Raw genomic sequence first — 26,294 nt, 5'->3', positions numbered from 1 at the left:
CTGGCGAACCGTCCCGGGGGCTCCGCCGAGGTGTCCCTTGGGATGACCGCTCGATTAGCAAGGTGCTGGAGGATCCGTGGACCTGTCCCTGTCGACCCGTACCGTCGGCGATCGTACGGTCGTCGAGGTCGGTGGCGAAATCGATGTATATACCGCGCCCAAGTTGCGCGAACAGCTGGTCGAGCTGGTGAACGACGGCAGTTTCCATCTTGTCGTCGACATGGAGGGCGTGGACTTCCTCGACTCCACCGGTCTCGGCGTGCTGGTGGGTGGCCTGAAGCGGGTGCGTGCCCATGAGGGTTCGCTCCGTCTGGTCTGCAACCAGGAGCGCATTCTGAAGATCTTCCGCATCACCGGTCTCACCAAGGTGTTCCCGATCCACACCTCGGTCGAAGAAGCGGTGGCGGCCACCGACTGAGCGACCACGGTCCGGCCCGTCCCTGACTGGCCGGCCGGTCGCACACAGCGGATCCCGGGCGTGGCATGGCCCGGGAGGCAGAAGTCAATGGAGGGGGGCCGGGTCTCGGCGATCCGACCCCCCGACCGCACGCCCGTAGTTCCGAGGGGGATGCATGGCCACCGTTGAACTCCGCTTCAGCGCGCTGCCCGAGCACGTCAGGACCGCCCGACTGGTGGCGGCAGCGGTGGCGCGCAGGGCCGGAGTGGACGAGGCCGTCCTCGACGAGGTCAGGCTCGCCGTGGGCGAAGCCTGCACCCGGGCCGTCGGCCTGCATCAGAGCGCCGGAATCTCGGCGCCTGTGCGGGTCTCGCTGATCGAGGAGGAGAAGCAGTTCTCCATCGAGGTCGGTGACGAGGCGCCGCACACGGTTCCCGGTGACAAGTCGCCGGGCGCCCAGGGCGGAGCCGACGGTGTGGATGTCGAGACCGAGGAGGACGAGATGGGCCTCGCGGTCATCAGCGGCCTCGTCGACGACGTGGAAGTGACCGCCGGTGAGAACGGCGGACTGATCAGGATGAGCTGGCCCACCACGCCGCCGGCCACGCTCGTTTCCTGATCGACCCCTAGGTACTGCCTCAACCTGTGCGAAGGGCCCTGCTCAACAGGGCCCTTTCGCATGTCCGGCCACCGCCGTCCGGTCACCGTGTGGCGTCGCCGCCGGGCCATCACGTGCGTCGCCGTCCGATCCTGTCGGCCCGCCGCTGCCTCGCTGCCGCCCGGGCAATCATTCCCGCACCTCCCTTTGCCTCCGCCCTCCCTGAGCCGCCCTCAGCCGCTCTCAAGCGCCTTCAGAGCCTTCAGGGCCTTCAAGCGGGGCTCAGCCACGGCGGCTCCAACCGCCCTCTCAGGTGTCGACAGCTGCCCTCCGGCGCGTCCCCGGTGCGTCCCCGGCACCGCCTCCCTGGAAGCGGAAGCCGGTCATCGCTCGTCGCTCGCCGACCGCGAAGTCGGCTCCCGTCCGCTCCGGATCAAGCCAAGGGCATTTCGTGAATGAATTCACGACCTGGATTACGATCAACAATACGATCAGCTTTACACGGTGTCGCACCGCATTGGACCTGGCTTCACCTGGCGTCAATGCCTTTGAGGCATTACTGCTTTCGGGTTCCGTGTTGATCCGTGGATCATTCGCTGAAGAGCATGTGAAGGCTGATTCCACTTACCGCACACTGTTTTGATCAGGTTCAGGTACCTACAATCCGTCCACATCTTGAGCTCGGTCCAAGCGTCAAGGAGGACGAATGGCGGGGCTTTCTACCCCTCATCAGTTTGATCAGCCCACTACTCTCGCAGCCGCAGTACTGACCGACGACAACCGCCTCATCGTGATGGTCATCGCGGCCGTCGCGCTTGCGGCGCTTGTCGTCGCTGGTGTCCTGGTCCGCCAGGTACTCGCGGCCGACGAGGGCACCGACAAGATGAAGGAGATCGCGGTAGCGATCCAGGAGGGCGCGAATGCCTACCTGGGGCGGCAGATGCGTACCCTCGGGGTATTCGCCGTCGCGGTGTTCTTCCTGCTCATGCTGCTGCCCGCGGACGACTGGAATCAGCGGGCCGGCCGATCGGTCTTCTTCTTGATCGGCGCGGCGTTCTCGGCGACCACCGGATATATCGGCATGTGGCTCGCCGTACGCAGCAATGTGCGCGTGGCCGCCGCGGCACGGGAAGCGACCCCGGCGGAGGGTGAGCCCGAAAAGGATCTCACCGCCGTCTCGCACAAAGCCATGAAGATCGCTTTCCGTACGGGCGGCGTCGTCGGCATGTTCACGGTGGGGCTCGGTCTGCTGGGCGCCTCCTGTGTGGTGCTGGTGTACGCGGCCGACGCGCCGAAGGTCCTGGAGGGCTTCGGTCTCGGCGCCGCGCTGATCGCCATGTTCATGCGTGTCGGCGGCGGCATCTTCACCAAGGCCGCCGACGTCGGCGCCGACCTGGTCGGCAAGGTCGAGCAGGGCATCCCGGAGGACGACCCGCGCAACGCCGCGACCATCGCGGACAACGTGGGCGACAACGTCGGCGACTGCGCCGGTATGGCCGCCGACCTCTTCGAGTCGTACGCCGTCACGCTCGTCGCCGCGCTGATCCTCGGCAAGGCGGCGTTCGGCGACTCCGGGCTCGCCTTCCCGCTGATCGTGCCCGCGATCGGCGTACTCACCGCGATGATCGGCATCTTCGCGGTCGCTCCGCGCCGTACGGACCGCAGCGGGATGAGCGCCATCAACCGTGGCTTCTTCATCTCCGCGGTGATCTCCGTGGTGCTGGTGGCCGTGGCCGTCTTCGTCTATCTGCCGTCCTCGTACGCCGACCTGGACGGCGTCACCGACGAGGCCATCCTCGGCAAGTCCGGCGACCCGCGGATCCTCGCACTCCTCGCGGTCGCCATCGGCATCGTCCTGGCCGCGCTGATCCAGCAGCTGACCGGCTACTTCACCGAGACCACCCGTCGCCCAGTGAAGGACATCGGCAAGACCTCGCTCACCGGCCCGGCCACCGTCGTCCTCGCCGGTATCTCGCTCGGTCTCGAATCGGCCGTCTACACCGCTCTGCTGATCGGCCTCGGCGTCTACGGGGCCTTCCTGCTCGGCGGTACGTCGATCATGCTGGCCCTGTTCGCGGTGGCCCTCGCCGGCACCGGTCTGCTCACCACGGTCGGCGTCATCGTCGCCATGGACACCTTCGGACCGGTCTCCGACAACGCGCAGGGCATCGCCGAGATGTCCGGCGACGTCGAGGGCGCGGGCGCGCAGGTGCTCACCGACCTGGACGCCGTCGGCAACACCACCAAGGCCATCACCAAGGGCATCGCCATCGCCACCGCGGTCCTGGCGGCGGCGGCGCTCTTCGGCTCGTACCGGGACGCCATCCTCACGGCCGCGAACGACGTGGGGGAGAAGGTCTCGGGCGAGGGCGCCCCGATGAACCTGATGATGGACATCTCGCAGCCCAACAACCTGGTCGGGCTCATCGCGGGCGCCGCGGTCGTCTTCCTCTTCTCGGGGCTGGCGATCAACGCGGTGTCGCGGTCCGCCGGGGCCGTGGTCTACGAGGTGCGGCGGCAGTTCCGCGAGCACCCCGGGATCATGGACTACACCGAGAAGCCCGAGTACGGGCGCGTCGTCGACATCTGTACCAAGGACGCGCTGCGCGAGCTGACCACGCCGGGTCTGCTCGCCGTACTGACGCCGATCGCCATCGGATTCACGCTCGGGGTCGGCGCGCTCGGCTCGTTCCTCGCGGGGGCCATCGGCACCGGCACGCTGATGGCGGTCTTCCTCGCGAACTCCGGAGGCGCCTGGGACAACGCCAAGAAGCTCGTCGAGGACGGCCACCACGGCGGCAAGGGCAGCGAGGCCCACGCCGCCACGGTGATCGGCGACACCATCGGTGACCCCTTCAAGGACACCGCGGGACCCGCGATCAACCCTCTCCTGAAGGTGATGAACCTGGTGGCGCTGCTCATCGCGCCGGCAGTAGTCAAATTCAGTTACGGCGAAGACAAGAGTGTGGGCATGCGCGTCCTCATCGCGGTGCTTTCCATCGCCGTCATCGTGGGCGCGGTGTACGTGTCCAAGCGGCGCGGCATCGCCGTGGGCGACGAGGGCGGTGACGAGGGCGGCGCCGAACGGGTCGCCAAGTCGCCGGATCCGGCGGTGGTTTCGTAGCCCCCGGGGCCATCGCCTGAGCAGGTCTGGCTCAACGGGCGGGCGGACGGCGCGTACTGACGTGCCGTCCGCCCGCCCGCCTGTGCGTCCGCCCTGCGCGTACGCCCTGTCCGTGAGCCTTGTCTCGCTTGGTGCAAATGGCTTCAATAACGGTCCAAACGGATGTTCGTCACGGTGGGGTCGCCCACTTGGCGTGTATGTTCCGGGGCCGAGAGCCATGGAAGGGACCAATCCGGTGAACAAGAAGCTCGCGGCCGCACTGTCCGGCGGTGCGGTACTGGTACTGGCGCTGTCGGGATGCGGGAGTGACGACAACAGCGACAAGCTGAACTCCTGGGCCGAGCAGGTCTGTGACGCGGTGCAGCCGCAGGCGAAGAAGATCTCGGCTGCCAACACCGCGATCCAGAAGCAGACCTCGGACAACAGCACTCCGGCGGACGTCCAGAAGACCGACTCCCAGGCCTTCCAGGACATGTCCGACGCCTACAAGGCGATCGGCAGCGCCGTGAACAAGGCCGGGGCGCCGGACGTGGACGACGGCGAGAAGAAGCAGACGGACGCCGTCAAGGAGCTCAACACCATCTCCGCGTCGTACGGCGACCTCAAGAAGCAGGTCGACGGCCTCGACACGAAGAACCAGGCGAAGTTCGCCGACGGTCTCAAGGGGATCGCGACCCAGCTGGACAAGCTGAGCCAGAGCGGCAACGACGCCCTCGCGAAGCTGGAGGAGGGCGACGTGGGCAAGGCGATGGCCAAGCAGGAGAGCTGCAAGAGCGCGTCCTCGTCGGCTCCGGCGACGAAGAGCTGAGCCTCGGCAAGGATGGCCCGCGGCGGTCTCCGGCGACCGCCGCGGCCGGGGACCGCAGTGGCAGTGGTGCGCCCGTTCGGCGCCGGTCGCGCGTCACAATGGGCGGGTGAGTAACACCAGCCTGGCACCGCTGCCCTCGTCCGACCGCACCGACATCACCGCACGGCTGCGGGACGCCCTCCTGGGCGCGTCCTTCAGCGCCGACGGGCTGCTCGACCTGCTCGGCGCCCCCGCGTACGCGGCGCTGGCCCGCAGTGAGACCGTGCCCGCGCTCCGGGCCACCCGGGGCGACTCCCCGCTGGAAACCCTCGTGCGGCTCTTCCTGTTGCAGCAGCCCGTGCCGCACGCGCGCGTGGCGGGCGTTCTGCCGGTGGAGGACTGCCTGGAGAGCGGCTGGCTGACCCGCGTCGGCGGGGACGAGGTCGCGGCGGCGGTCGACGTACGGCCGTACGGCGGGCCGGGCGGCGAGGACTGGTTCATCGTCTCGGACCTGGGCTGCGCGGTCGGCGGGGCCGGCGGCATCGGCAGCCGTGCCGAAGGTGTCGTACTCGGTGTGGGCGGTGCGTCCACGACGCTCGCGGGCATCACCGTGCGCGAACCCGTCGCCTCCGCGCTCGATCTCGGCACCGGCTCCGGAATCCAGGCGCTGCACGCCGCACAGCACGCCACGCGCGTGAGCGCGACCGACCTCAACCCCCGTGCGCTGCACATCACCGCGCTCACGCTCGCCCTGTCCGGCGCTCCGGCGGCAGACCTGCGCGAGGGCTCCCTCTTCGAACCCGTGGCCGACGAGACGTTCGACCTGATCGTCTCGAACCCGCCCTTCGTGATCTCACCCGGAGTCCGGCTCACCTACCGCGACGCTGGGATGGTCGGGGACGATCTGTGCCGCACGCTCGTTCAGGAGGTGGGCGACCGTCTGAACGAAAGGGGATACGCGCAGTTCCTGGCCAACTGGCAGCACGTGGAGGGTGAGGACTGGCAGGACCGGCTGCGGTCCTGGGTGCCGCGCGGCTGCGACGCGTGGATCGTGCAGCGGGAGGTCCAGGACGTCACGCAGTACGCCGAGCTGTGGCTGCGCGACGCGGGCGACCACCACGGCGACCCCGTGGAGTACCAGGCGCGGTACGACGCCTGGCTGGACGAGTTCGAGGCGCGGAAGGTGAAGGCCGTCGGCTTCGGCTGGATCACCCTGCGCAGGTTGGGGCCCGACAGGTTGGGGGCCGGCGGGTCGGGGGCGGAGCTGCCCTCGGTCGTACTGGAGGAGTGGCCGCACTCCGTCGAGCAGCCGCTCGGCGACACCGTGCGCGCGCACTTCGAGCGGGTGGACTATCTGCGGGCGCACGACGACGCCGCCCTGCTCGCAGGGCACTTCAGGCTTGCCGGGGAGATCGTGCAGGAGCAGGTCGGACTGCCCGGGGCCGAGGACCCGGAGCACGTCGTGCTGCGCCAGCACCGAGGGATGCGGCGGGCCACGAAGGTGGACACGGTCGGCGCGGGCTTCGCGGGCGTCTGCGACGGCACGCTGAGCGCGGGGCACATCCTGGACGCCATCGCCCAGCTGGTCGGAGAGGACCCGGTGCTGCTGCGCGACCGGACGCCGGCCCAGATCCGGCTGCTGGTCGAGCAGGGCTTCATCGAGCCCGCGACACGGTGACAGCCAGGCCTCGGTGACAGCCCGGCCTCGGTGAGGCCGAGCTCCGCGAGCCCGCTTCCGCGAGGCCGGCCGCTGTGCGCCCGACCGCTCGGAGCCAGACCTCTGTGAGCCCGCGCACTACCGGCGCGCACCGCCCCGCATCGGCGTGCACGGAGCCGGCCGCCTTCCGTTCACCCCGGGTTGGGGACCCCGTCTCCCGGAGGTGCCAACGTCCCGACCCAGGGCACGCGAGCAGGACACGCGGGCAGGACACGCGGGCAGGACACGCGAGGGCGAAGGGGCGAGCCATGGAGAGCGGACCGGCGATCTTCACAGGGGCGGTGTTCGCCCTGTTCGGAGGGGGGCTGCTGCTGTGGACGGCGGTCCGGCTGAGGCAGCGCGCCCCCGTCGCCCACGAGGTGAACCCCGTCGCTTCGGCGACGGTGGCGGGCTTCGTCGGGGTGGCCGCCGTCCTCCTCGCCGTGTGGTGTTTCACTCGCGTCTGACCTTCCGGGCGTCCGACCGCCCACATTCTCTGCGTGTCTGAAGCGTCGAGAAGTGTTCAGGTGAAGAGGCGCCGGAACGCGTGAGTGTCTGGGTGCGGCCGAGCGTCCGAGCCTCTGGGCGCCGGCGCCGAACAGCGCCCGATTCCGCCCCCGCCGCCCGCCCAACGCCGCTCCGCTGCCCGGCAAACGCCGTCCTACGCGTCCGGGAGACGCCACCTCCGTCGTCCGGGAAACGACCCTCCCGTCCGGCCGGGAAAAACTGTTCCGTGGCGGACGCGGACAAGATCGACGCCGGTCGGAACCGCCCCTCTCCGGTATCAGGTCCGCCCCTCTCCGGTAATTGAGAAGTCACGCTCCGGATGCGGTGGAAACGGCAGGTCGGCACTCCGGGCGGCAGGAATGGCGGGAGTCGGGTTACCGTTCGAGTGGCCGTTGCGGGCTTTTCCCGTTTGACACGGGGGCGGGATGTACCGTCACACTCCGCAGCGTCAGCATGACCCGAACCCCGGGTTCCAGGCTTGGGGAGAGACCCCCTGCGTCGACCGGAGAGAAGAGCGAAGTTGTCCCCGACCAGCGAGACCGCACACGGCGGCCGCCGACTCGTCATCGTCGAGTCGCCTGCCAAGGCGAAGACGATCAAGGGCTATCTCGGCCCCGGATACGTCGTCGAAGCGAGTGTCGGGCACATCCGCGACCTCCCCAACGGCGCCGCGGAGGTGCCCGAGCAGTACACCGGCGAGGTGCGCCGCCTCGGCGTGGACGTCGAGAACGACTTCCAGCCGATCTACGTGGTCAACGCTGACAAGAGGGCCCAGGTCAAGAAGCTCAAGGACCTGCTGAAGGATTCCGACGAGCTCTTCCTCGCCACCGATGAGGACCGCGAGGGCGAGGCCATCGCGTGGCACCTCCTTGAGGTCCTCAAGCCCAAGGTCCCCGTCCACCGGATGGTCTTCCACGAGATCACCAAGGACGCGATCCGCAGCGCCGTCGCCAACCCGCGCGAGCTCAACCAGCGCATGGTCGACGCCCAGGAGACCCGCCGCATCCTCGACCGCCTCTACGGCTACGAGGTCTCGCCGGTCCTCTGGAAGAAGGTCATGCCGCGGCTGTCGGCGGGCCGCGTCCAGTCCGTGGCGACCCGCCTCGTCGTCGAGCGGGAGCGCGAGCGCATCGCCTTCCGCTCCGCCGAGTACTGGGACCTCACCGGCACCTTCGGCACCGGCCGCGCAGGCGACAGGAGCGACCCGTCGAACCTGGTCGCCCGGCTGACCGCGGTCGACGGCAAGCGCGTCGCCCAGGGCCGCGACTTCGACTCGCTCGGCCAGATCAAGGGCGCGAACACGCTCCACCTGGACGAGACGAACGCCCGCGCGCTCGCCGCCGCCCTGGAGAACACGAACTTCTCCGTACGCTCCGTCGAGTCGAAGCCGTACCGACGCTCGCCGTACGCGCCGTTCCGTACGACGACCCTCCAGCAGGAGGCCAGCCGCAAGCTCGGCTTCGGCGCCAAGGCCACGATGCAGGTGGCGCAGAAGCTGTACGAGAACGGCTTCATCACCTACATGCGTACGGACTCCACGACCCTCTCGGACACCGCGATCACCGCGGCCCGGGCGCAGGTCACGCAGCTCTACGGCGCGAACTACCTGCCGGACAAGCCGCGTACGTACGCCGGGAAGGTCAAGAACGCGCAGGAGGCGCACGAGGCGATCCGCCCCTCCGGCGACCGTTTCCGTACGCCGGCCGAGACGGGTCTGACCGGTGACCAGTTCAGGCTGTACGAGCTGATCTGGAAGCGGACCGTCGCCTCCCAGATGAAGGACGCGGTCGGCAACTCCGTCACCGTGAAGATCGCGGGCGCGGCCTCCGACGGCCGGGACGCCGAGTTCAGCGCGTCCGGCAAGACCATCACCTTCCACGGCTTCCTGAAGGCGTACGTCGAGGGCGCGGACGACCCGAACGCCGAGCTGGACGACCGCGAGCGCCGCCTCCCGCAGGTCGGCGAGGGCGACCCGCTGTCCGCCGAGGAGATCTCGGTCGACGGCCACGCGACCAAGCCCCCGGCCCGCTACACCGAGGCCAGCCTGGTCAAGGAGCTGGAGGAGCGCGAGATCGGCCGCCCGTCGACGTACGCGTCGATCATCGGCACGATCCTCGACCGCGGCTATGTGTTCAAGAAGGGGACGGCCCTCGTGCCCTCCTTCCTGTCCTTCGCCGTGGTCAACCTGCTGGAGAAGCACTTCGGGCGGCTCGTCGACTACGACTTCACGGCCAGGATGGAGGACGACCTCGACCGCATCGCGCGGGGCGAGGCCCGGTCCGTGCCGTGGCTCAGGCGCTTCTACTTCGGCGTGGGCGACGGTGTAGGGGACGGAGCGGGGGACACCTCGGGCGCCGCGGAGGCCGGCAACGGCGACGGGGACCACCTCGGCGGTCTCAAGGAGCTCGTCACCGACCTCGGTGCCATCGACGCCCGCGAGGTGTCGTCGTTCTCCGTGGAGGACAGCGACATCAAGCTGCGCGTCGGCCGCTACGGCCCGTACGTCGAGCGCGGTGAGAAGGACTCCGAGAACCACCAGCGCGCCGACGTGCCCGAGGACCTGGCTCCCGACGAGCTGACCGTCGAGCTCGCGGAGGAGCTGCTCGCCAAGCCGAGCGGTGACTTCGAGCTGGGCGCCGACCCGGAGTCCGGCCACCAGATCATCGCCAGGGACGGCCGCTATGGCCCGTACGTCACCGAGGTGCTCCCCGAGGGCACCCCGAGGACCGGCAAGAACGCCGTGAAGCCGCGTACGGCCTCGCTCTTCAAAACGATGTCCCTGGACACGGTCACGCTCCAGGACGCGCTCAAGCTGATGTCGCTGCCGCGCGTCGTCGGCAAGGACGCCGAGGGCGTGGAGATCACCGCGCAGAACGGCCGCTACGGCCCGTACCTGAAGAAGGGCACCGACTCGCGCTCCCTGACGAGCGAGGACCAGCTCTTCACGATCACCCTCGACGAGGCCCTGGCGATCTACGCGCAGCCCAAGCAGCGCGGCCGCGCAGCCGCCAAGCCGCCGCTGAAGGAGCTCGGCGCCGACCCCGTCAGCGGGCAGCCGGTCGTCGTCAAGGACGGCCGCTTCGGCGCGTACGTCACCGACGGCGAGACCAACGCGACCCTGCGGTCGGACGACAGCGTCGAGGAGATCACCCCGGAGCGGGGCTTCGAACTGCTCGCGGAGAAGCGGGCGAAGGCGCCGGCCAAGAAGACTGCCAAGAAGGCGGCGAAGAAGGCCCCCGCCAAGAAGGCGCCGGCGAAGAAGACCGCGGCAAAGAAGACAGCGGCCACGACGACGGCGGCCAAGAAGACCACCACCGCCAAGAAGACGGCCACGAAGAAGGCGCCCGCGAAGAAGACCTCGGCCGCCAAGGCGCCGACCGAGGACTGACCCTGCTCTTCATTTCCGGTCGAGGACGGTCCGAGGGTGGACCGAGTTCTTCACCTTCGGTTCGCCGAACGAACGCCCCGCCACCATGTGGTGTCGGGGGCGTTCGCATGTTCGGGGCCCTATTCGGGTACCGGGCCCGGCCGGATAGGCTGGCGGGATGACGCGAGCCGAGCAGCCAACGGCCCACCATCCGGCCCCCGACGACGCCCTGGTCGCGGATTCGCGCGAGCGAGCCGTCCGGGCGCTGCTGCGCGTACCTCAGCTGAGGCGCCTGTGGAGCGCCCAGCTGGTGGGCGGCGTCGGCGACGCCCTCGCCCTGCTCGTGCTGGTTCTGCTGGCCCTTCAGGCGGCGGTGTCCGACGCCTCCTTCGGAGGCGGCTACCGCGGAGTGGCCCTCGCCGTGTCGGCGGTCTTCGGGGCACGGATCCTCGCGACGCTGCTCTTCGGAGCGGTACTTCTCGGCCCGCTCACCACCCTCACCTCCAAGGACGGTCCGCTCGACCGCCGCTGGACCATGGTGGGCGCCGACGGCGTACGGGCCGTACTGCTGATCATCGCGCCCCTGTGGATCGACTGGACACCCGGGAACGCGCTGGCCGTGCTCCTGGTCACGGCGTTCGTGGTCGGGGTCGCCGAGCGCTTCTGGACGGTGTGCCGCGAGAGCGCGGCGCCCGCTCTGCTGCCCGCGCCGCCGCTGGAGGGCGCGACCGTACGACCGCTGCCGGACCACATGGACGCCCTGCGACGCCTCGCACTGCGTACGGGATTCGTCACGGCGCCCCTCGCGGCGGCGGCGCTCGTCGTCGCCGGGCTCCTCAACAACCTGCTGGGCGCCGGCCTCGCGTGGTTCGACCAGCACCAGGCGGCGCTCGCCTCGTACGTCGCCGCGGGCCTGTTCGCCGCGTCCCTCTCGGTGCTCACCTTCCTCGAACTGCCCGACACCCGCACCCCGCGCGCGCGGTCGCCGCTCGAAGGGCTGCGCCGCCCGAGGACGGGTTCGGACATCGACAAGGGCCGCACGGGAGCCGTACCGCTCCTGGTGCTCGCCTGCGGGGCCGTCGCCGGAGCGATCGCCGCCGCCGTCGCCGTAGCCGTACTGCACGCCAAGGACCTGGGCGGCGGCCCGGTGACGTACGGGCTGCTGGTGCTCGCGCTGACCGGCGGTGTCGTGATCGGCATCCGTACGGCCGCCAGGCTGCTGCCGTCCCTGTCGCGCCGGCGGCTGCTCGCCCTTGCGATCGCCTTCACGGGCATCGCGCTGCTCGCCGCAGGCCTCGTACCGGACGTCACCACCGTGCTGCTGATCGCCGGCCTCGCGGGCATCGGCGCGGGCGTCGCCGCGAACACCGGGCACACCCTGCTCGACCAGGAGGCCGAGGACTACCGGCGACCGCGTACGACGGAACACCTGCACGCGGTCGTACGGGTCTTCGTGGCCGTCGGTGTCCTGGTGGCGCCGCTGGTGGCGGGCGCCATCGGTCCGCACCGGCTGGAGAACGGCAAGTTCGTGTTCGCGCACGGCGGCGCCGCCTTCACACTGATACTGGTCGGCGCGCTGCTGCTGCCGGTGGCCGCGCTGGTCCTCGCCAAGGCCGACGACCGCTCCGGAGTGCCCCTGCGGCACGACCTGCGGGACGCGCTGCGCGGCGGGGACGACCCGGTGCAGGCGCCCACCGACGCCGGGTTCTTCATCGCTCTGGAGGGCGGTGACGGGGCCGGCAAGTCGACCCAGGCCGAGGCGCTCGCGGAGTGGATCCGCGCCAAGGGGCACGAGGTCGTGGTGACACGTGAGCCAGGCGCCACACCCGTCGGGAAGCGGCTGCGGTCGATCCTGCTCGACGTGTCGTCGGCGGGACTGTCGCACCGCGCGGAGGCGCTGCTGTACGCCGCCGACCGCGCGGAGCACGTGGACACCGTGGTGCGGCCCGCGCTCGAACGGGGCGCGGTCGTGGTCTCGGACCGGTACATCGACTCCTCGGTGGCCTACCAGGGAGCGGGGCGCGACCTGTCCCCGACCGAGGTCTCGCGCATCAACCGCTGGGCGACGGACGGGCTCGTACCGCATCTGACGGTGCTCCTCGACGTGTCGCCGGAGGCCGCGCGCGAGCGGTTCACGGAGGCGCCGGACCGGCTGGAGTCGGAGCCCGCCGAGTTCCACACGCGCGTGCGGTCGGGTTTCCTGACGCTGGCCGCCGCCGATCCCGGCCGGTACCTGGTCGTCGACGCCGGGCAGGAGCCCGAAGCCGTCACGACCGTGATCCGGCACCGGCTCGACGTGGTGCTGCCGCTCTCCGAGGCCGAGATCACGGCCAAGGAGGAGGCCCGCAAGGCAGCCGAGGAAGAGGCACGCCGCAAGGCCGAGGAAGAGGCTGCCCGCAAGGCCGAGGAGGAGCGGCTGGAGCGCGAGCGCCAGGAGCAGCTCGCCAAGCTGCGCGCCGAGGAGGAAGAGCGCAAGCAGCGCGAACTGGAGGAGGCCCAGCGGCGCGAGGCCGAGCGGCAGGCCGAGTTGGCCCGGGAGCGCGCGGAGGCGGCACGCGTGCGTGCCGAGCAGGAACGGGCCCGGAAACTCGCGGAGGAGAAGGCCCGCGCGGCCGAGGAGGAGCGCCGGCGCAAGCAGGCCGAGGAGGAGGCGCGGCTCCGGGCGGAGGCCGAGGAGCGGCGCCTGGCGGAGCGGCGGAAGGCCGAGGAGGCGCTGGTCCGGGCCGAGGAGGCGCGGCGGGCGGCGGAGGCCGCGGCCTCGGCGGCTGCCACGGCGGCAGCGGCGGCGGTGGCTGCCGACGCGGCGGCTGTCCCGACTGCTGACCCGGCGGCCGACACCGACAGCGGCACCGACAGCGGCACCGACAACGAGAGCACGGTGCAGACGCCCGTCGTGACGCCCACGAACGCGTCCGGTGGCCCGGCCGACGAGACAGCCGTGCTGCCGCAGCCGCCGGCGCCGCAGGGCGCCGCCGACGAGACGGCCGTGCTGCCTCCGGTCCGGGAGGAACGCGGCGCGGACGAGACGGCGGTCCTTCCCCCGGTACGGGACAACCGTGGCGGCGAGCGGGAGAACGGACCCGAGGACCGGGTGCCGCCCGGGTACTACCGTGACGAGGAGCCCGGATTCCGACCGCCCCCCGAGGCCGCCGACACTCGCGACGCCGCCCGTACGCGTGAGTTGCCGCAGGTCGACGCGGAGGGCGTGCCGCGCCGACGTGCCCGTTCGGACTGGGCGGAGGAGACCCCGCTGGACGATCTGCCGACACTGGCGGACGAGCTGCTGGGCCCGCGGGACGACGACGAGCCGGACGAGGGACGCGGGCGCCGACGCCGCTGACGCCGGAGCCGCTGACGCCACCGCTGACGCCGCCGGGGCCGATACTGGCGGGGTCGTGCCGGGTAGGTGGTGTCAGGTGGTGCCGGCTCCGGCTTCGCGCCGGGCGCACGCCACGGGCCCTCGTTGTCAGTGCCCTCCCGCACAATGGGACGCGGCAGGCACAGGTGCGACGAAAGGGCGGCACCCCATGACCGTATGGGACGACCTGGTGGGCCAGGAGAAGGTGAGCGGGCAGCTTGAGGCCGCCGCGCGGGACGCCGACGCCCTGGTCACCGCGGTCGGGGCCGGCACGCCGTTGCCCGAGGCGTCGAAGATGACGCACGCCTGGCTCTTCACGGGGCCACCGGGTTCGGGCCGTTCCACCACTGCGCGTGCCTTCGCGGCGGCGCTCCAGTGCACGAGCCCCGACCGCGCCCTCGGCGGAATCCCCGGCTGCGGATTCTGCGACGGCTGCCACACGAGCCTGATCGGTACGCACGCGGACGTGCAGGTCATCCGCACCGACCTGCTCTCCATCGGTGTCAAGGAGACCCGCGACCTGGTCCGCCGCGCCCAGCTGTCCCCGGCGGTCGGACGGTGGCAGGTCATCGTCATGGAGGACGCCGACCGCCTCACCGAGGGCGCGGGCAACGTGCTGCTGAAGGCAGTCGAGGAGCCCGCCCCCCGTACGGTCTGGCTGCTGTGCGCGCCCTCCCTGGAGGACGTGCTGCCCACGATCCGCTCCCGGTGCCGGCACCTCACGCTCCGGACGCCCCCGGTGGCCGCGGTCGCCGATGTCCTCGTACGCCGCGACGGCATCGAGCCGGACATAGCGGCTGCCGTGGCCCGTGCCACGCAGGGCCACATCGGGCGTGCCCGCCGTCTCGCCACGGACGAGCGGGCCCGCGCGCGCCGAGCCGCCGTCCTCAAGCTGCCGCTCCGGGTCGACGACGTGGGCGCCTGCCTCAGATCGGCCCAGGAGCTGATCGACGCGGCGTCCGAGGACGCCAAGCAGGTCGCCGAGGAGACCGACGTCAAGGAGACCGAGGACATGAAGGCGGCCCTCGGCGCGGCGCAGGGCGGCCGTATGCCGCGTGGCACCGCGGGCGTGATGAAGGAGTTGGAGGACAGGCAGAAGCGCCGCAAGACGCGTACGCAGCGTGACAGCCTGGACCTGGCCCTGATCGACCTCACGGCTTTCTACCGCGACGTACTCGCCCTCCAGTTCGGCACGGACCTCGCCCTCTCCAACACGGAGATGCGGGACACGCTGGACCGGCTGGCCCGCGGGTCGTCGCCCGAGGCCACCCTGCGCCGGATAGAGGCGATCGCCGCCTGCCGCGAGGCACTGGACCGGAACGTGGCACCGCTGCTGGCGGTGGAGGCCATGACGATGGCGTTGCGGGCGGGGTGAGGGGTGTGGTGAGGGTGTGGCGGTATCGGGGGAGTCTGCCCGCTCCCCTCGCCACCCCCGAGCCGGTCACACGGGACCGTCCGCGACGGGTTGACGCCCTCACTCGTACGAGGCGTGCTCGCGACTCTGGGCAATCAAGTCGCCGCGCAGGGTTACGCTCGTTCGATGTACTCCAGGCGCCGGCCCAGGTCACTCAGGGCCCACCGATCCCACCGGTCTGTCGGATCCCACCGGTCTGTCCGATCCGTCCGCGCGTACGGCACGCTGTTCGCCGTCGCCGGACTCCTCGTCTCCGCTGTCTCCGCCTGCTCCGCGGGGAGTTCGACGAGCTCCGCGAGCCCGGTCGGGTCGGTGGTGCTGCGCGCGCTGCCCGAGGCCACGCCGTCCGCGCTGGCCTCGTACTACGGCCAGCGGCCGAACTGGCGGGCCTGCGGTGTCTCCGGATTCGAGTGCGGCACGCTGAAGGCGCCGCTCGACTACGCCGAGCCGGCCAAGGGCGACATCCGGCTGGCGGTGGCCCGCAAGAAGGCCACGGGGCCGGGCAAGCGCCTCGGTTCGCTGCTGGTGAACCCCGGTGGGCCGGGCGGATCGGCGGTCGACTACCTCCAGTCGTATGCGGGCGTCGGCTACCCGGCGAAGGTGCGCGCCCGCTACGACATGGTCGCGGTGGACCCGCGAGGCGTCGCGCGCAGCGAGCCCGTCGAATGCCTCACCGGGCGGCGGATGGACACGTACACGCAGACGGACACGACCCCCGACGACGCGCGTGAGACCGGTGAACTGGTCGACGCCTTCAAGGCGTTCGCGGCGGCCTGCGGACAGCGCTCGGCGAATCTGCTGCGCCATGTGTCCACGGTCGAGGCGGCCCGGGACATGGACCTCGTACGGGCCGCGCTGGGCGACGAGAAGCTGACCTACGTGGGGGCCTCGTACGGCACGTTCCTCGGGGCGACCTACGCGGGCCTGTATCCGGAGCGCGTGGGCAGGCTGGTCCTGGACGGAGCGATGGACCCGTCCCTGTCGGCACGGAAGATGAACCAGGACCAGACGGCCGGCTTCGAGACGGCGTTCCGGTCCTTCGCGAAGGACTGCGTACATCGGTCCGACTGCCCGCTGGGCGGGGCGGGCACATCGCCGGAGCAGGCCGGCAAGAACCTGAAGGCGTTCTTCCGGCGGCTGGACTCCGCCCCCATCGACGCGGGTGACGCGGACGGCCGGAAGCTGGGCGAGGCGCTGGCCACGACGGGCGTCATCGCCGCGATGTACGACGAGGGGGCCTGGGAGCAACTGCGCGAGGCCCTCGGCACGGCCATGAAGGGCAAGGACGGCGCGGGCCTGCTCACCCTGTCCGACAGCTACTACGAGCGGGACGCGGACGGCCGCTACGCGAATCTGATGTCCGCCAACGCGGCCGTCAACTGCCTGGACCTGCCCGCCGCCTTCACCTCTCCGGAGGAGGTCGAGAAGGGCGTCCCCGACTTCGAGAAGGCCTCCCCGGTCTTCGGCGAGGGCCTGGCCTGGGCCTCACTGAACTGCGCCTACTGGCCGGTGAGGCCGACGGGTGAGCCCCGCCGGATCGAGGCGAAGGGCGCCGCGCCCATCGTCGTGGTGGGCACCACCAGGGACCCCGCGACCCCCTACTCCTGGGCGCAGTCACTCGCCGCCCAGCTCTCCTCCGGAACGCTCCTCACCTACGAGGGCGACGGCCACACGGCGTACGGGCGCGGCAGCGAGTGCATCGACTCCGCGATCAACAGCTACCTCCTCGAAGGCGCCGCTCCGAAGAACGAAAAGCGCTGCTCGGCGACCTGATCACCGAGCGGCTGCAGGGGACGGCCGAGCCGCGGCCAAGCCGCCGACGAGCCGACCGGGGGTGCCTCCAGGGCAGGTACGGAGCACCCCCGGAAACTGTGTAGACTTGCTGACGTTGCCGATCGCACCATAGTGCTGGCAACACGCCGCCTTAGCTCAGCTGGCCAGAGCAACGCACTCGTAATGCGTAGGTCTCGGGTTCGAATCCCGAAGGCGGCTCTGAGGAACCCCAGGACTCACTCGCCGTGACCTGGGGTTTTTCTCTATCCTTTACCTTATGGCGTGGCATCAGCCAGGTCCGGGAGCTGCCGCCGTAGGCGACCGGTGGCCAAGAGCGCGCGCAGAGGCATGCCGACGAACGCTCTGCCGTTGTTCCATACCTCCAGCTGTCGCCAAGCGGTACTGCCTGGGAGCGCAGCAGCCGCATGACGAGGTCAAGCTTCGGGCGGGACGTCTTCGCGCCGCTGGCGACATCGACGTGGATGTTGTCGCGGTCGACGCCGTGGCGGAGTAGTGCGTCGATCTGATGATCGGGGTTCTGGTGCGCGCTGCGCTCGACGCGGAGTTTCGCCTCGCCCTGGAGAGCTGGTGGCGGCAGGCGGAGTCGGTGTGCACGGGTGAAGGTGCGGTGACGAACCAGGTCAGCGGGGGCACGCAGTACGGCCCTGTCGTCCAGGGCAGGGACTTCTCCGGTCTCACCATCACCGCGCACGCGACGCCTTCCGCCACGGGTGAGTCGCAAGGGGATTGAACCGGCGTCTCCGACGGGAATTGGCTCACGTCCTTCCGGCGAGGCGACGCTGCAGTTCGGCGTGGCGGAGCTGGTAAGTGGCTCCGACCTGCCGCAGCACTCCCCGCCGATGTGCATCCGCAAGAAATGACATCAACCGCCATGGCACTTGGCCACGCAGGGCGAGCCACCATCGGGCGAGCGTGAACGATTCGTACCTGGCCTGGAGGAAGCCCCAGGCCAGACCAGTGGCCAGCCCGTCGGCCACCCCGGTCAGGGCCCCCGCCACGGACCCAGGACCGATGCGATGACGACAGAGGCGTCCTGCCTCGCTCTGGTCTTCCAAGGTGTCCGCGCCGGTGATCCAACTACCGCTTTCGGTCAGGGTCATCACGGCGCCGATCAGGTCGCGCGGGTCGTCCTCGGCCAACTCGGACGAGGGCAACGGATCCCAATCCGCATCCATCGCCGCGCGTATGAGTGCGTCCTCGTCGGTGATGTGGAACTCGCGCAGGTGGGAGATGCGTACGACCTTGCCTGGCAGGTCCTTCAGACGAGCTCCATGGGGCGTTGCTGACTCTGACACGGCGGAGGCCTCGTCGCCTTGTGTACCCCCATCCTCCCTAGGGTTTTCGACAGGCGGACAGAACGTCGTGCCTGCGGGGGCGGGCCAGGTTCCTGACGCTGCATGGGCCGTAGCCGTGCGCAGCGAGCCGGCGGGAGCGTCCGGTAGTGCCGCGGCCAGAGCACGCAGGTCTTCCGCGACGGCGGCGGTGTCGCGGGCGGCCAGCGCTCGGCGCAGTAGCTGGACGGCTTGGTACGCGTGGTGCTTGTCTTTACAGGTCAACACTCCGGTGAGAGACCGAGAGCCGTGGTACGGACCGATCAAGGCCATGACGCAGCTCTTACTGGGGCTGTGCTCGCTCAGGAAGTCGACTACGGGCGTAAGTTCGGGCTCAGTGGCCATGCGAGAGGCTCCGGGGACGCGGTGGGTGCGCAACCTTGCGGGGCGCATGCGAGGGAGGAGATTCCGCTGGTGAGCGCGGTGCTGCCGCGCTTTTGGACGGGGAAGTGTGTGAGCTGCGGCTGGTGCCCCCGGTGCTACCGGCGGTCCGGACCGTGCGGAAAGACGGTCTACTTCAGCGCGCACAGTGGGTGCCCGTTGTCGGACATGGTTGCGCTGAGCGGCAACGAGTGGGAGGTTGCGGCTGCCCTGGCTTCGCACGGTGTCAGATTTTGCTGATGTGGACGCCGGTGCCGCACAGCATGAAGAGCTCCTCGGGAGGGCCTGGTTGGTCTTGGGGTCGCGGGCTTCGACGAGGGTGATGGAGCTGGTGACGACGCGGATGTCCTCGGCCTCGGCGTCCTCGATGAGTTCGCGCAGCCGGTCGCGCTCCAGTTGGCGCTGGATGAGGCCTTCGACGTAGGTGGCCATGCCGCGTTTGCCGGTGCGTGCCTTGAGGGCGGCGATGGTGCCTTCGTGGAGGGAGACGTAGACCGGGCGGACGGGACCCTCGCCTCCAGGTGACCTGAGCGAGAACGGGGTGATGTGCCCGCACGCTGTGGTGCGCGGGCACATCGGTCTGTGCGGTCGTTGTCGCTCGGGGAGGGCCGTCGTCCCGGTCTCAGCGAGCGAGGCTGATCCGGTTGACCTGGTCCTCGCCGGCTGCGCCGGACCCGGACTTGTCGACCACGTACGCGGTGCCGTCGGCCACCTCGACGTGGTTGGGGTTGGCGCCCGTGGCCAGGGACTCCTTGACGGTGCCCTTGCGTGGGTCGACGACCGACACGGTGGCCGTCGTGCGGTTGGCGACCAGGACGTTCCCGGAGCGGGTGTCGGTGGCCACGGACAGGGCGCCCGCACCGGTCGCCACGGACCTGGTGACCGTGCCCTCGCGCAGGTCGACGACCGAGATGCCGCCGGCGGTCTGGTCGGCCGTGTAGGCGGTGCGCCCGTCCCGGGAGAGCGAGACCGAGATCGGCCCGTCACCGGTGGGGATGAACCGCGGGGTCGCGGAGTCGCGGGAGACCTGGATGAGCCGGTCGTTGCTGAGGTCGGCGGCGTAGAGCGTGCCGGTCCGCTCGTTCACGGCGAGACCCGTGGGCCCCGAACCCGCGACCGTGACGCGCTGCTTCTCCTTGAAGGTGCGGGTGTCGAAGGCGACGAGCGTGCCGTCGCCGAAGCCACTGGCCCATACGGTGTCGTGGCGCTCGTCGACCACGATCTCGCGCGCGTGGCTCACGTTCGGGAGCGTGGCGAGGTGGGCGCCGGTGCGCTGGCTGTAGACGGCGACCGAGTTGCTGCGGGTGTTCGTCGTCCAGACCGTGTTGTGCTCGTCGTCGACAGCCACGCCGTAGACCGCCTCGACGGCGCCGGTGGCCGTGTCGGTGACCGGCGGCGTGTACGTGGCCTCCACGGTCAGCGCGCGCGGATCCACCTTCAGCAGACGGGAGTCGGTGACCGGCGGCCGGCCGACGGCCGAGGTCGCCCACAGGACGTGGTTCCGCTCCGAGTACGCGGACTGGTAGAGGCCGGTCACCAGCGGGGCGGACTCGACGGTCGAACCGGATGTACCGGACGTGCCGGACGTGCCGGCGGACGCCGTACCGGTCACCGTCAAGGTGCTGCCGGAGACGAGCGCGACGGCGATCGCCGCGCGGACAACGGTGCGACGGCTGGTGCGGGCGGACGAGGTCATGCGGGTCAGCTCCTTGGAGAACATGCGGGTCAACTCCTTGAAGGAGATGATTGCTTGAGGATAAGTTAGCTTAGGCTTACCTAAGTAATGCTTGTTTCCGGTGTGATGTGTGCGACAGTTGTGGTGATCTGAGTAGGAATATTGCGGATCATTCCCGAACGCCCGGAGTCTCCACGCATGTTTGCCCGCACGCCGCCTGAGCGCACGCCCCACCACCCGCCCCGGCTCCCGCGTCCCGACAGGCTGCCGCGGCTGGCGGAACCGGTTCTCCCCCTGCCCGGCCCGCAGGCCGTCGAGGCGTTCTGGGCGGATGCGCGCAGGCGCGGCACCCCGGTCGTCTCGGCCGACCCGCAGGGCAGCGCCGACCATGTGGCCATGACCTTCCTCTGGCGCGGTGGCCCGGCCACCCGCGCCGTACAGGTCCTGCCCAACAAGCTCGGCGACCCCCGCCGTCCCGAGGGCAACCTGATGGAGCGGGCGCCCGGCACCGACGTCTGGCACTGGACGCTCCGGCTGCGCCGTGACTGGCGCGGCACCTACGACTTCCACGTCGACGAGGGCGAAGGGCCGGAGCAGGGCGGACCGGAGTACTGGCGGTGGCTGCGGACCAGGCGTCACGCCGACCCGTACAACAGCCGTACTCTGCCACGCCGGTGGGGCGGCGACCCGGTGTCGTACGCCGAACTTCCGGGCGCCCCCGACTCGTCCGACTGGGACCCGAGGCCGGGCGTGGCCAGGGGGACCGTGACCGAGCACCGGGTGGCGAGCGCGCGCCTCGGCACCGAGCGGCGTGTCTGGCTGTACGAACCACCGGGGGCCGTGCGGGAACCGGCGAAGCTGCCGGTGCTCGTGCTGCTCGACGGGGAGCACTGGCAGCCCCGGCTCGGCGTCGCCCACCTGCTCGACAACCTCATCGCGGACGGCCGTGTCCCGCCGCTCGCCGCCGTCCTGCCGGACTCGGTGGACCCCGGCACCCGCTGGACGGAACTGACCTGCCGGCCGGAGTTCGTGGCCTTCCTCGTCGACGAACTGCTGCCTTGGGCGGCGGGCCGGCTGCCGGTCACCGACGATCCCGCGCGTACGGTGGTCGCCGGTCAGAGCCTCGGCGGACTCACCGCCGCCTACGCGGCCCTTGCGGCTCCGCACCGCTTCGGCAACGCGCTCGTCCAGTCCGGCTCCTTCTGGTGGCCCGTCGGACCGGAAGCGGAGTGGCTGACCGGACGCGTCGCCGGGGAACCGCGCCGGCCTGTGCGCTTTCGGCTCTCCTTCGGGGAGCAGGAATGGGTGGCCCTCCCCGCCGCCCGCCGGCTGCGCGACACCCTCGCCGCCGCGGGTTACGAGAACGCCGCCTACCGCGAGTTCAACGGCGGCCACGACTACCTCTGCTGGCGCACCGAACTGGCCGACGGATTGGTGGAGTTGCTCTCCGGCGGCTGAACCGCACGGCGGGGACGCCCGGCCCTCCGGTGCCGGGACCCCGGTGCCGGGACCCCACGCCGGCAGCGGTGCCCGGCCCTCTGGCCCCGGGGCGGACGGACCGGCCCCGCGGCTCATGCGCCGAGTTCCTTGAGCCGTGCCGCCAGTGCCGCCGCGACCGTGTCCAGGTGCCGGTCCCGCATCAGTTGCGGGTGCGTGCAGTCGAGGTCGTGATTGACGACCGCGCCTCGCACGTGCGGCCGCCACGCCTCACGGGTCAGCCAGTCCTCCGGCCGCGGGGCGGCGGCCGTGAAGAACAGCACGTCGCCGTCGTACGGGCGGTGGTGGTGCTCGCGCATCATGCGGGCGTGGTTGGGGACGATGTCGACGATCCTCGACAGGGTGTGGTCGGTGAGTCCCGCGAGCGGGCTGCTCGCCCGGCGCAGCGTGGCCAGTACGTCGTCCCGGGTGCGCTCGCCGGCACGGTCGAAGCCCGCCATCCGCAGCACGGCGGTGAGCGCGTCGCCCTCCTCGGGCGCGGGCCGCTCCCGCCACTGTTCGGCGGGGAACGCGTCGAGCAGCGCCAGGAGGTCGACCGTCTCACCGGCCTCCTGGAGCAGGGTGGCCACCGTGTGCGCGAGGATTCCGCCGACCGACCAGCCGAGAAGGCGGTAGGGGCCGTGCGGGCGGACCGCCCGGATGTGCCCGACGTAGTCGGCCGCCTGTTCCTGGAGCGTGCGGGGCAGCGGTTCGTCACCGATCAGGCCGCGCGCCTGGATGCCGTACACCGGCTGTCCCGGCCCGAGCCTCGCGGCGAGACCCGCGTAGCACCAGGCGATCCCGCCCGCGGGATGGAACGCGAACAGCGGGGGCCGGTCCCCCTCGGCGCGCAGGGGTAGTACGACGTCCAGCGCGTCCTCGGCCGCGAGGCCCGCGTCGGCGAGGCGGGCGGCGAGCGCGGCCGGGGTGGGCGCCTCGAACAGTGAGCCGATGGTCAGCTCGGCGCCGAACTCCTCCCGTATACGGTTCACCAGCCGTACCGCGAGCAGCGAGGTGCCGCCGAGGTCGAAGAAGGCGTCGTCGGGGCCGGGCCGTTCGACGCCGAGGACCTCCGCGAAGAGCCGGGTCAGCGTCTCCTCGCGGGGGCCCGCGGGGCGACGGGCGTCCGGGCCGCCCGCGTAGACGGGAGCGGGCAGTTCGCGCCGGTCCAGCTTGCCGTTGGGGCTCAGCGGGAACGCTTCGAGGGCGACGACCGCCGCCGGCACCAGATGCTCCGGCAGCTCGCGCGCCAGCGCCGCCCGTACGGTGGTGGGGTCGGCGCCGCCGGTGACGTATCCGACGAGCCGGTCCTCCCGCACCAGGGCGCAGGCTCCGTCCACGCCCGGCTGCCCGGTCAGCGCGGCCTCGACCTCGCCGAGTTCGACGCGCTGCCCGCGCAGCTTCACCTGGTGGTCGGTGCGGCCGAGGTACTCGACCTCGCCCCCGGCGGTCCAGCGCGCCAGATCGCCGGTGCGGTACATCCGTGCGCCAGGCGCCCCGAAGGGGTCGGCGGCGAACCGGGACGCGGTCAGCTCCGGGCGGTTCAGATAGCCGTCGGCCAACTGCTCTCCCGCCAGGAACAGTTCACCCGGTATGCCCGGCGGGCACGGCTGGAGCGCGGCGTCGAGGACGTACAGGCGGGTGTTCCACACCGGCCGCCCGATCGGTACCGGGCCGGTGCCGGCCGGTGCGCAGGCGTGGTGGGTGACGTCGACGGCGGCCTCCGTCGGTCCGTACAGGTTGTGCAGTTCCACGTCCGGCAGTGCCCGTCCGAAGGCGTTCGCGGTCTCTCTCGGCAGTGCCTCGCCGCTGCAGAAGACCCTCCGCAGCGCGTCGCACCCGGCCGTGTCCGCGTCGGCCAGGAAGACCTGGAGCATCGACGGCACGAAGTGACAGGTGCTGACGGACCGTTCGCGGATCAGGCGCGCCAGGTAGGCCGGGTCCTTGTGCCCGCCCGGCTCGGCGAGGACGAGTGCGGCGCCCTCGCGGAGCGGCCAGAAGAACTCCCACACGGACACGTCGAACGACGACGGGGTCTTCTGCAGCACCCGGTCCTCGGCGGTCAGCCCGTAGGTGTGCTGCATCCAGCGCAGCCGGTTGTCGATCGCTCCGTGCGGGACGACGACGCCCTTGGGCCGCCCGGTGGATCCCGACGTGTAGATGACGTAGGCCGGGTGGGCGGGCGTGAGGGCCCGTGCCGGGTCGACCGGCAGGTGGGCGGACACGTCGAGCCCGTCCAGGACCACGAGCGGGGTACCGGCGTCGCCGGGCAGCCGTCCCGCCCGGTCCGTGACGGCGCATACCGGCTGCGCGTCCTGGAGCATGTACGTGAGCCGCCGCGCCGGATAGTCCGGATCGAGCGGCAGATACGCGGCCCCCGCCTTCAGCACGGCGAGCAGGGAGACGACCAGCTCCACCGAGCGCGGCACCGAGACGGCCACCACCGCTCCGGGGCGTGCGCCGAGGGTCCGCAGATGCCGGGCCAGCCGGTTGGCGCGGGCGTTGAGTTCCGCGTAGGTCAGCACGCTGTCCCCGTACAGCAGTGCCGTGGCGTCCGGGGTCCGGGCGGCACGCGACTCGATGGGGCCGATGAGCGTGGTCGGGGGCACCTCGCGGTCCGTGCGGTTGAACTCGTCGACGACCAGGGCCTCTTCGGCCGGCGTCGCGATGCCGTGGGTGGAGAGCGGCAGTTGCGGGTCGCCGGCACAGAGCCGGTCCAGGAGACCCAGGAAGCGTTCCTGGTGGGCCGCGAGGTCGCTGTCCTCGTACAGGGCCGGGTTGCCGTCGTGGTCGACGCGCAGGCCGCGGCCGTCGGCCCGGTCGTAGATGTTGACCGTCAGATCGTCCACGGGGCCCGCGGACAGGTTCCGGGCCCGGGCGGGGGCGCCGGCGAAGTCCACTCCGTAGTCGAACGGCATGACGTTGACGAGCGGACCGACCAGGCTCCGGTTCTCGCCCAGGAGCCCCAGGTCGCGGCGGATGTCCTCGTAGCGGTAGCGCTGGTGGCGGCGTATCTCCCGCACACCGAGCACCACTTGGCGCACCAGTTCGGCGAAGGTCGCGTCGGGGGAGACGGCCAGCCGCAGCGGCAGCACGTTCATCACCATGCCCGGCACGCGCAGCGCGACCGACCCCAGGCGGCCCATCATCGGCAGCCCGAGCACGACCTCCTGCCGCGCGGTCGCGCGGGCGGTGTACAGCGCCTGCGCGGCGATGAGGACGTCCGGCCAGGTCGCACGGGTCCGGGCCGCCAGGTCGCGCAGCCGCTCGGTGGTGTCGGGGGCCAGGTACGCCGTGCGGCGGCGGAACGTGCGCGAGGGCAGCGCGCCGCGGCCCGCGAGCCGGGGTGCTTCGGGCCGGTCGGCGAAGGCGCGCCCCCAGTGGGCGCGGTCGGCCACGAAGGCGTCCGAGGACCGGTACTCGGCGTCCTGCGCGACGAGTTCGGCCAGGGTCCCGAAGGTGCGCGGAGCGGGTTCCTCGCCGCGCGCGAGCGCCGAGTAGACCTCCGCGGTGCGCCGTACGAGCAGGGAGTAGCCGAAGCCGTCCATGACGAGGTGATGGACGCGCTGATACCACAGCCACCGCTCCTCACCGACCCGGAACAGGGCGTGCCGGAACAGCGGACCGGCCGCCAGGTCGCAGGGTTCGGCCAGGTCGGCGCGCATCCACGCCTCGGCCCGGGGGACGGCGTCGTCGGCGTCGGCGTCGGCGTCGGCGTCGCGCAGGTCGTGCACGGTCAGCGGCACCTCGATGCCGGCGCACAGGTGTTGGCGGGGGCCGTCCGGAGTGTCCTCGACGCGGACGCGCAGCACGTCGGCCTCGGCCGTGACCTGTCGCAGAGCCGCGGCGAACACGGCGGCGTCGAGCGGTCCGTCGATCTCCAGGCACTCCGCGGTGTTCTGCGCGGGGCTCAGCGGATCGAGGGCCTGCGCGTACCACATGCCCGACTGGGCGGCTGTCAGAGGGAGTTCGGTGACTGGCCCGGCGGGCGCGGTCCTGCCGCCGGCCGTCACGAGGGCGGTCACGGGGGTGGTCACCGGGGTGGTCACGAGGCCCCCAGCAGGGGTGCCCAGGCATCGATGGCGGGCTGTTCGGCGAGGTCAGCGAAGTCGGCCTCGACGCCGTGTTCACGGCGCCACTGTTCGAGCAGCGTCATGATCCGGACCGAGTCGAGGCCGTGGTCGAGAAGGTTCTCGTCGAAGGGTATGTCCGCGGGGTCCTCGCCGAGGGCGCCGGCGATGTCACCGCGGATCTGTTCCCGGGTGAGGGTCATGGGGTTCGGATCTCCTTGAAGAGCGCGTCGGTGGTGGTCACGACCGCGCAGCGGCCGGCGGCCCAGCGCAGGGCCATGTCGTGGTCCTCGCGGGAGAAGTCGGCGACGGCGTCGGC

16 protein-coding genes, 1 tRNA gene and 1 pseudogene are annotated in these 26,294 nt (G+C 71.2%); 13 read left to right on the top strand and 5 right to left on the bottom strand.

Annotated elements, in window-relative coordinates; genetic code table 11:
- Positions 1–76 precede the first annotated feature (76 nt).
- From bldG to AOK01_RS02500, 12 genes are all read left to right on the top strand, one after another.
- Positions 77–418 carry an anti-sigma factor antagonist BldG gene (bldG, locus tag AOK01_RS02555; protein WP_003975386.1) on the top strand — a complete coding sequence of 114 codons (342 nt, stop codon included), beginning with the start codon at positions 77–79 and terminating at the stop codon, positions 416–418.
- 154 nt (positions 419–572) lie between these two features.
- Positions 573–1,016, top strand: coding sequence for an ATP-binding protein (locus AOK01_RS02550; RefSeq protein ID WP_055507907.1), 444 nt, complete (start codon positions 573–575; stop codon positions 1,014–1,016).
- Positions 1,017–1,701: 685 nt separating this feature from the next.
- Positions 1,702–4,119: a sodium-translocating pyrophosphatase gene (locus tag AOK01_RS02545; RefSeq protein WP_055507905.1), complete on the top strand. Its 2,418-nt coding sequence runs from the start codon at positions 1,702–1,704 to the stop codon at positions 4,117–4,119.
- Between the two features lie 217 nt (positions 4,120–4,336).
- Positions 4,337–4,927 (top strand): small secreted protein, encoded by a 591-nt coding sequence (locus AOK01_RS02540; RefSeq protein ID WP_079103111.1) that lies wholly within the window; start codon positions 4,337–4,339, stop codon positions 4,925–4,927.
- 106 nt (positions 4,928–5,033) lie between these two features.
- Positions 5,034–6,584, top strand: a complete 1,551-nt coding sequence (locus tag AOK01_RS02535) for a DUF7059 domain-containing protein (RefSeq protein WP_055507901.1) — start codon at positions 5,034–5,036, stop codon at positions 6,582–6,584.
- A gap of 287 nt (positions 6,585–6,871) precedes the next feature.
- Positions 6,872–7,069, top strand: coding sequence for a hypothetical protein (locus tag AOK01_RS02530; RefSeq protein WP_055507899.1), 198 nt, complete (start codon positions 6,872–6,874; stop codon positions 7,067–7,069).
- A 560-nt stretch (positions 7,070–7,629) separates the two neighbouring features.
- Entirely contained in the window at positions 7,630–10,497 is a 2,868-nt protein-coding gene (gene topA, locus AOK01_RS02525; RefSeq protein WP_055507897.1) for a type I DNA topoisomerase, read from the top strand.
- Positions 10,498–10,654: 157 nt separating this feature from the next.
- A complete protein-coding gene (tmk, locus tag AOK01_RS02520) occupies positions 10,655–13,816 on the top strand; it encodes a dTMP kinase (protein WP_055507895.1) in 3,162 nt (1,053 codons plus the stop codon).
- A 187-nt stretch (positions 13,817–14,003) separates the two neighbouring features.
- A complete protein-coding gene (locus AOK01_RS02515; RefSeq protein WP_055507893.1) occupies positions 14,004–15,209 on the top strand; it encodes a DNA polymerase III subunit delta' in 1,206 nt (401 codons plus the stop codon).
- Positions 15,210–15,374: 165 nt separating this feature from the next.
- The gene (locus AOK01_RS02510; protein WP_055507891.1) at positions 15,375–17,021 is read left to right on the top strand and encodes an alpha/beta hydrolase; all 1,647 of its coding nucleotides are present in this window, start codon (positions 15,375–15,377) and stop codon (positions 17,019–17,021) included.
- A gap of 145 nt (positions 17,022–17,166) precedes the next feature.
- Positions 17,167–17,240 (top strand) — tRNA-Thr (locus AOK01_RS02505).
- Between the two features lie 322 nt (positions 17,241–17,562).
- Positions 17,563–17,772 (top strand): hypothetical protein, encoded by a 210-nt coding sequence (locus AOK01_RS02500; RefSeq protein WP_169800092.1) that lies wholly within the window; start codon positions 17,563–17,565, stop codon positions 17,770–17,772.
- A gap of 25 nt (positions 17,773–17,797) precedes the next feature.
- Here the strand turns inward: AOK01_RS02500 and AOK01_RS44290 are convergent, their stop codons facing one another.
- Positions 17,798–18,718 carry a hypothetical protein gene (locus AOK01_RS44290; RefSeq protein ID WP_055507888.1) on the bottom strand — a complete coding sequence of 307 codons (921 nt, stop codon included), beginning with the start codon at positions 18,716–18,718 and terminating at the stop codon, positions 17,798–17,800.
- A gap of 658 nt (positions 18,719–19,376) precedes the next feature.
- Positions 19,377–20,450, bottom strand: a complete 1,074-nt coding sequence (locus AOK01_RS02485; protein WP_055507918.1) for a YncE family protein — start codon at positions 20,448–20,450, stop codon at positions 19,377–19,379.
- A gap of 177 nt (positions 20,451–20,627) precedes the next feature.
- Between AOK01_RS02485 and fes the strand changes: the two genes are divergently transcribed.
- Entirely contained in the window at positions 20,628–21,887 is a 1,260-nt protein-coding gene (gene fes / locus AOK01_RS02480; RefSeq protein WP_055507885.1) for an enterochelin esterase, read from the top strand.
- A gap of 113 nt (positions 21,888–22,000) precedes the next feature.
- On the opposite strand, the gene AOK01_RS02475 is transcribed toward fes, so the two are convergent.
- The 3 genes and pseudogenes from AOK01_RS02475 to AOK01_RS44620 form a co-directional block, all read right to left on the bottom strand.
- Complete coding sequence (locus AOK01_RS02475; protein WP_055507915.1) at positions 22,001–25,930, bottom strand: non-ribosomal peptide synthetase; 3,930 nt, start codon at positions 25,928–25,930, stop codon at positions 22,001–22,003.
- A gap of 20 nt (positions 25,931–25,950) precedes the next feature.
- Positions 25,951–26,178: a phosphopantetheine-binding protein gene (locus AOK01_RS02470; RefSeq protein WP_055507882.1), complete on the bottom strand. Its 228-nt coding sequence runs from the start codon at positions 26,176–26,178 to the stop codon at positions 25,951–25,953.
- A pseudogene (locus AOK01_RS44620) lies at positions 26,175–26,294 on the bottom strand (isochorismatase); the annotation flags it as partial. The gene AOK01_RS02470 and the pseudogene AOK01_RS44620, both read right to left, overlap by 4 nt.

The organism is Streptomyces aurantiacus, from assembly GCF_001418335.1.
In the GTDB taxonomy this organism is placed as follows: domain Bacteria; phylum Actinomycetota; class Actinomycetes; order Streptomycetales; family Streptomycetaceae; genus Streptomyces; species Streptomyces aurantiacus.
The sequence above is the reverse complement of the archived record's forward strand: the minus strand, read 5'-3'. Positions and strand labels throughout refer to the sequence as shown.

Bases quoted from the DNA above. Each gene is read 5' to 3' on its own strand.
- AOK01_RS02550 (WP_055507907.1), top strand. From the start codon at position 573: ATGGCCACCGTTGAACTCCGCTTCAGCGCGCTGCCCGAGCACGTCAGG.
- AOK01_RS02545 (WP_055507905.1), top strand. From the start codon at position 1,702: ATGGCGGGGCTTTCTACCCCTCATCAGTTTGATCAGCCCACTACTCTC.
- AOK01_RS02540 (WP_079103111.1), top strand. From the start codon at position 4,337: ATGGAAGGGACCAATCCGGTGAACAAGAAGCTCGCGGCCGCACTGTCC.
- AOK01_RS02530 (WP_055507899.1), top strand. From the start codon at position 6,872: ATGGAGAGCGGACCGGCGATCTTCACAGGGGCGGTGTTCGCCCTGTTC.
- tmk (WP_055507895.1), top strand. From the start codon at position 10,655: ATGACGCGAGCCGAGCAGCCAACGGCCCACCATCCGGCCCCCGACGAC.
- AOK01_RS02515 (WP_055507893.1), top strand. From the start codon at position 14,004: ATGACCGTATGGGACGACCTGGTGGGCCAGGAGAAGGTGAGCGGGCAG.
- AOK01_RS02510 (WP_055507891.1), top strand. From the start codon at position 15,375: ATGTACTCCAGGCGCCGGCCCAGGTCACTCAGGGCCCACCGATCCCAC.
- AOK01_RS44290 (WP_055507888.1), bottom strand. From the start codon at position 18,718: ATGGCCACTGAGCCCGAACTTACGCCCGTAGTCGACTTCCTGAGCGAG.
- AOK01_RS02485 (WP_055507918.1), bottom strand. From the start codon at position 20,450: ATGACCTCGTCCGCCCGCACCAGCCGTCGCACCGTTGTCCGCGCGGCG.
- fes (WP_055507885.1), top strand. From the start codon at position 20,628: ATGTTTGCCCGCACGCCGCCTGAGCGCACGCCCCACCACCCGCCCCGG.
- AOK01_RS02470 (WP_055507882.1), bottom strand. From the start codon at position 26,178: ATGACCCTCACCCGGGAACAGATCCGCGGTGACATCGCCGGCGCCCTC.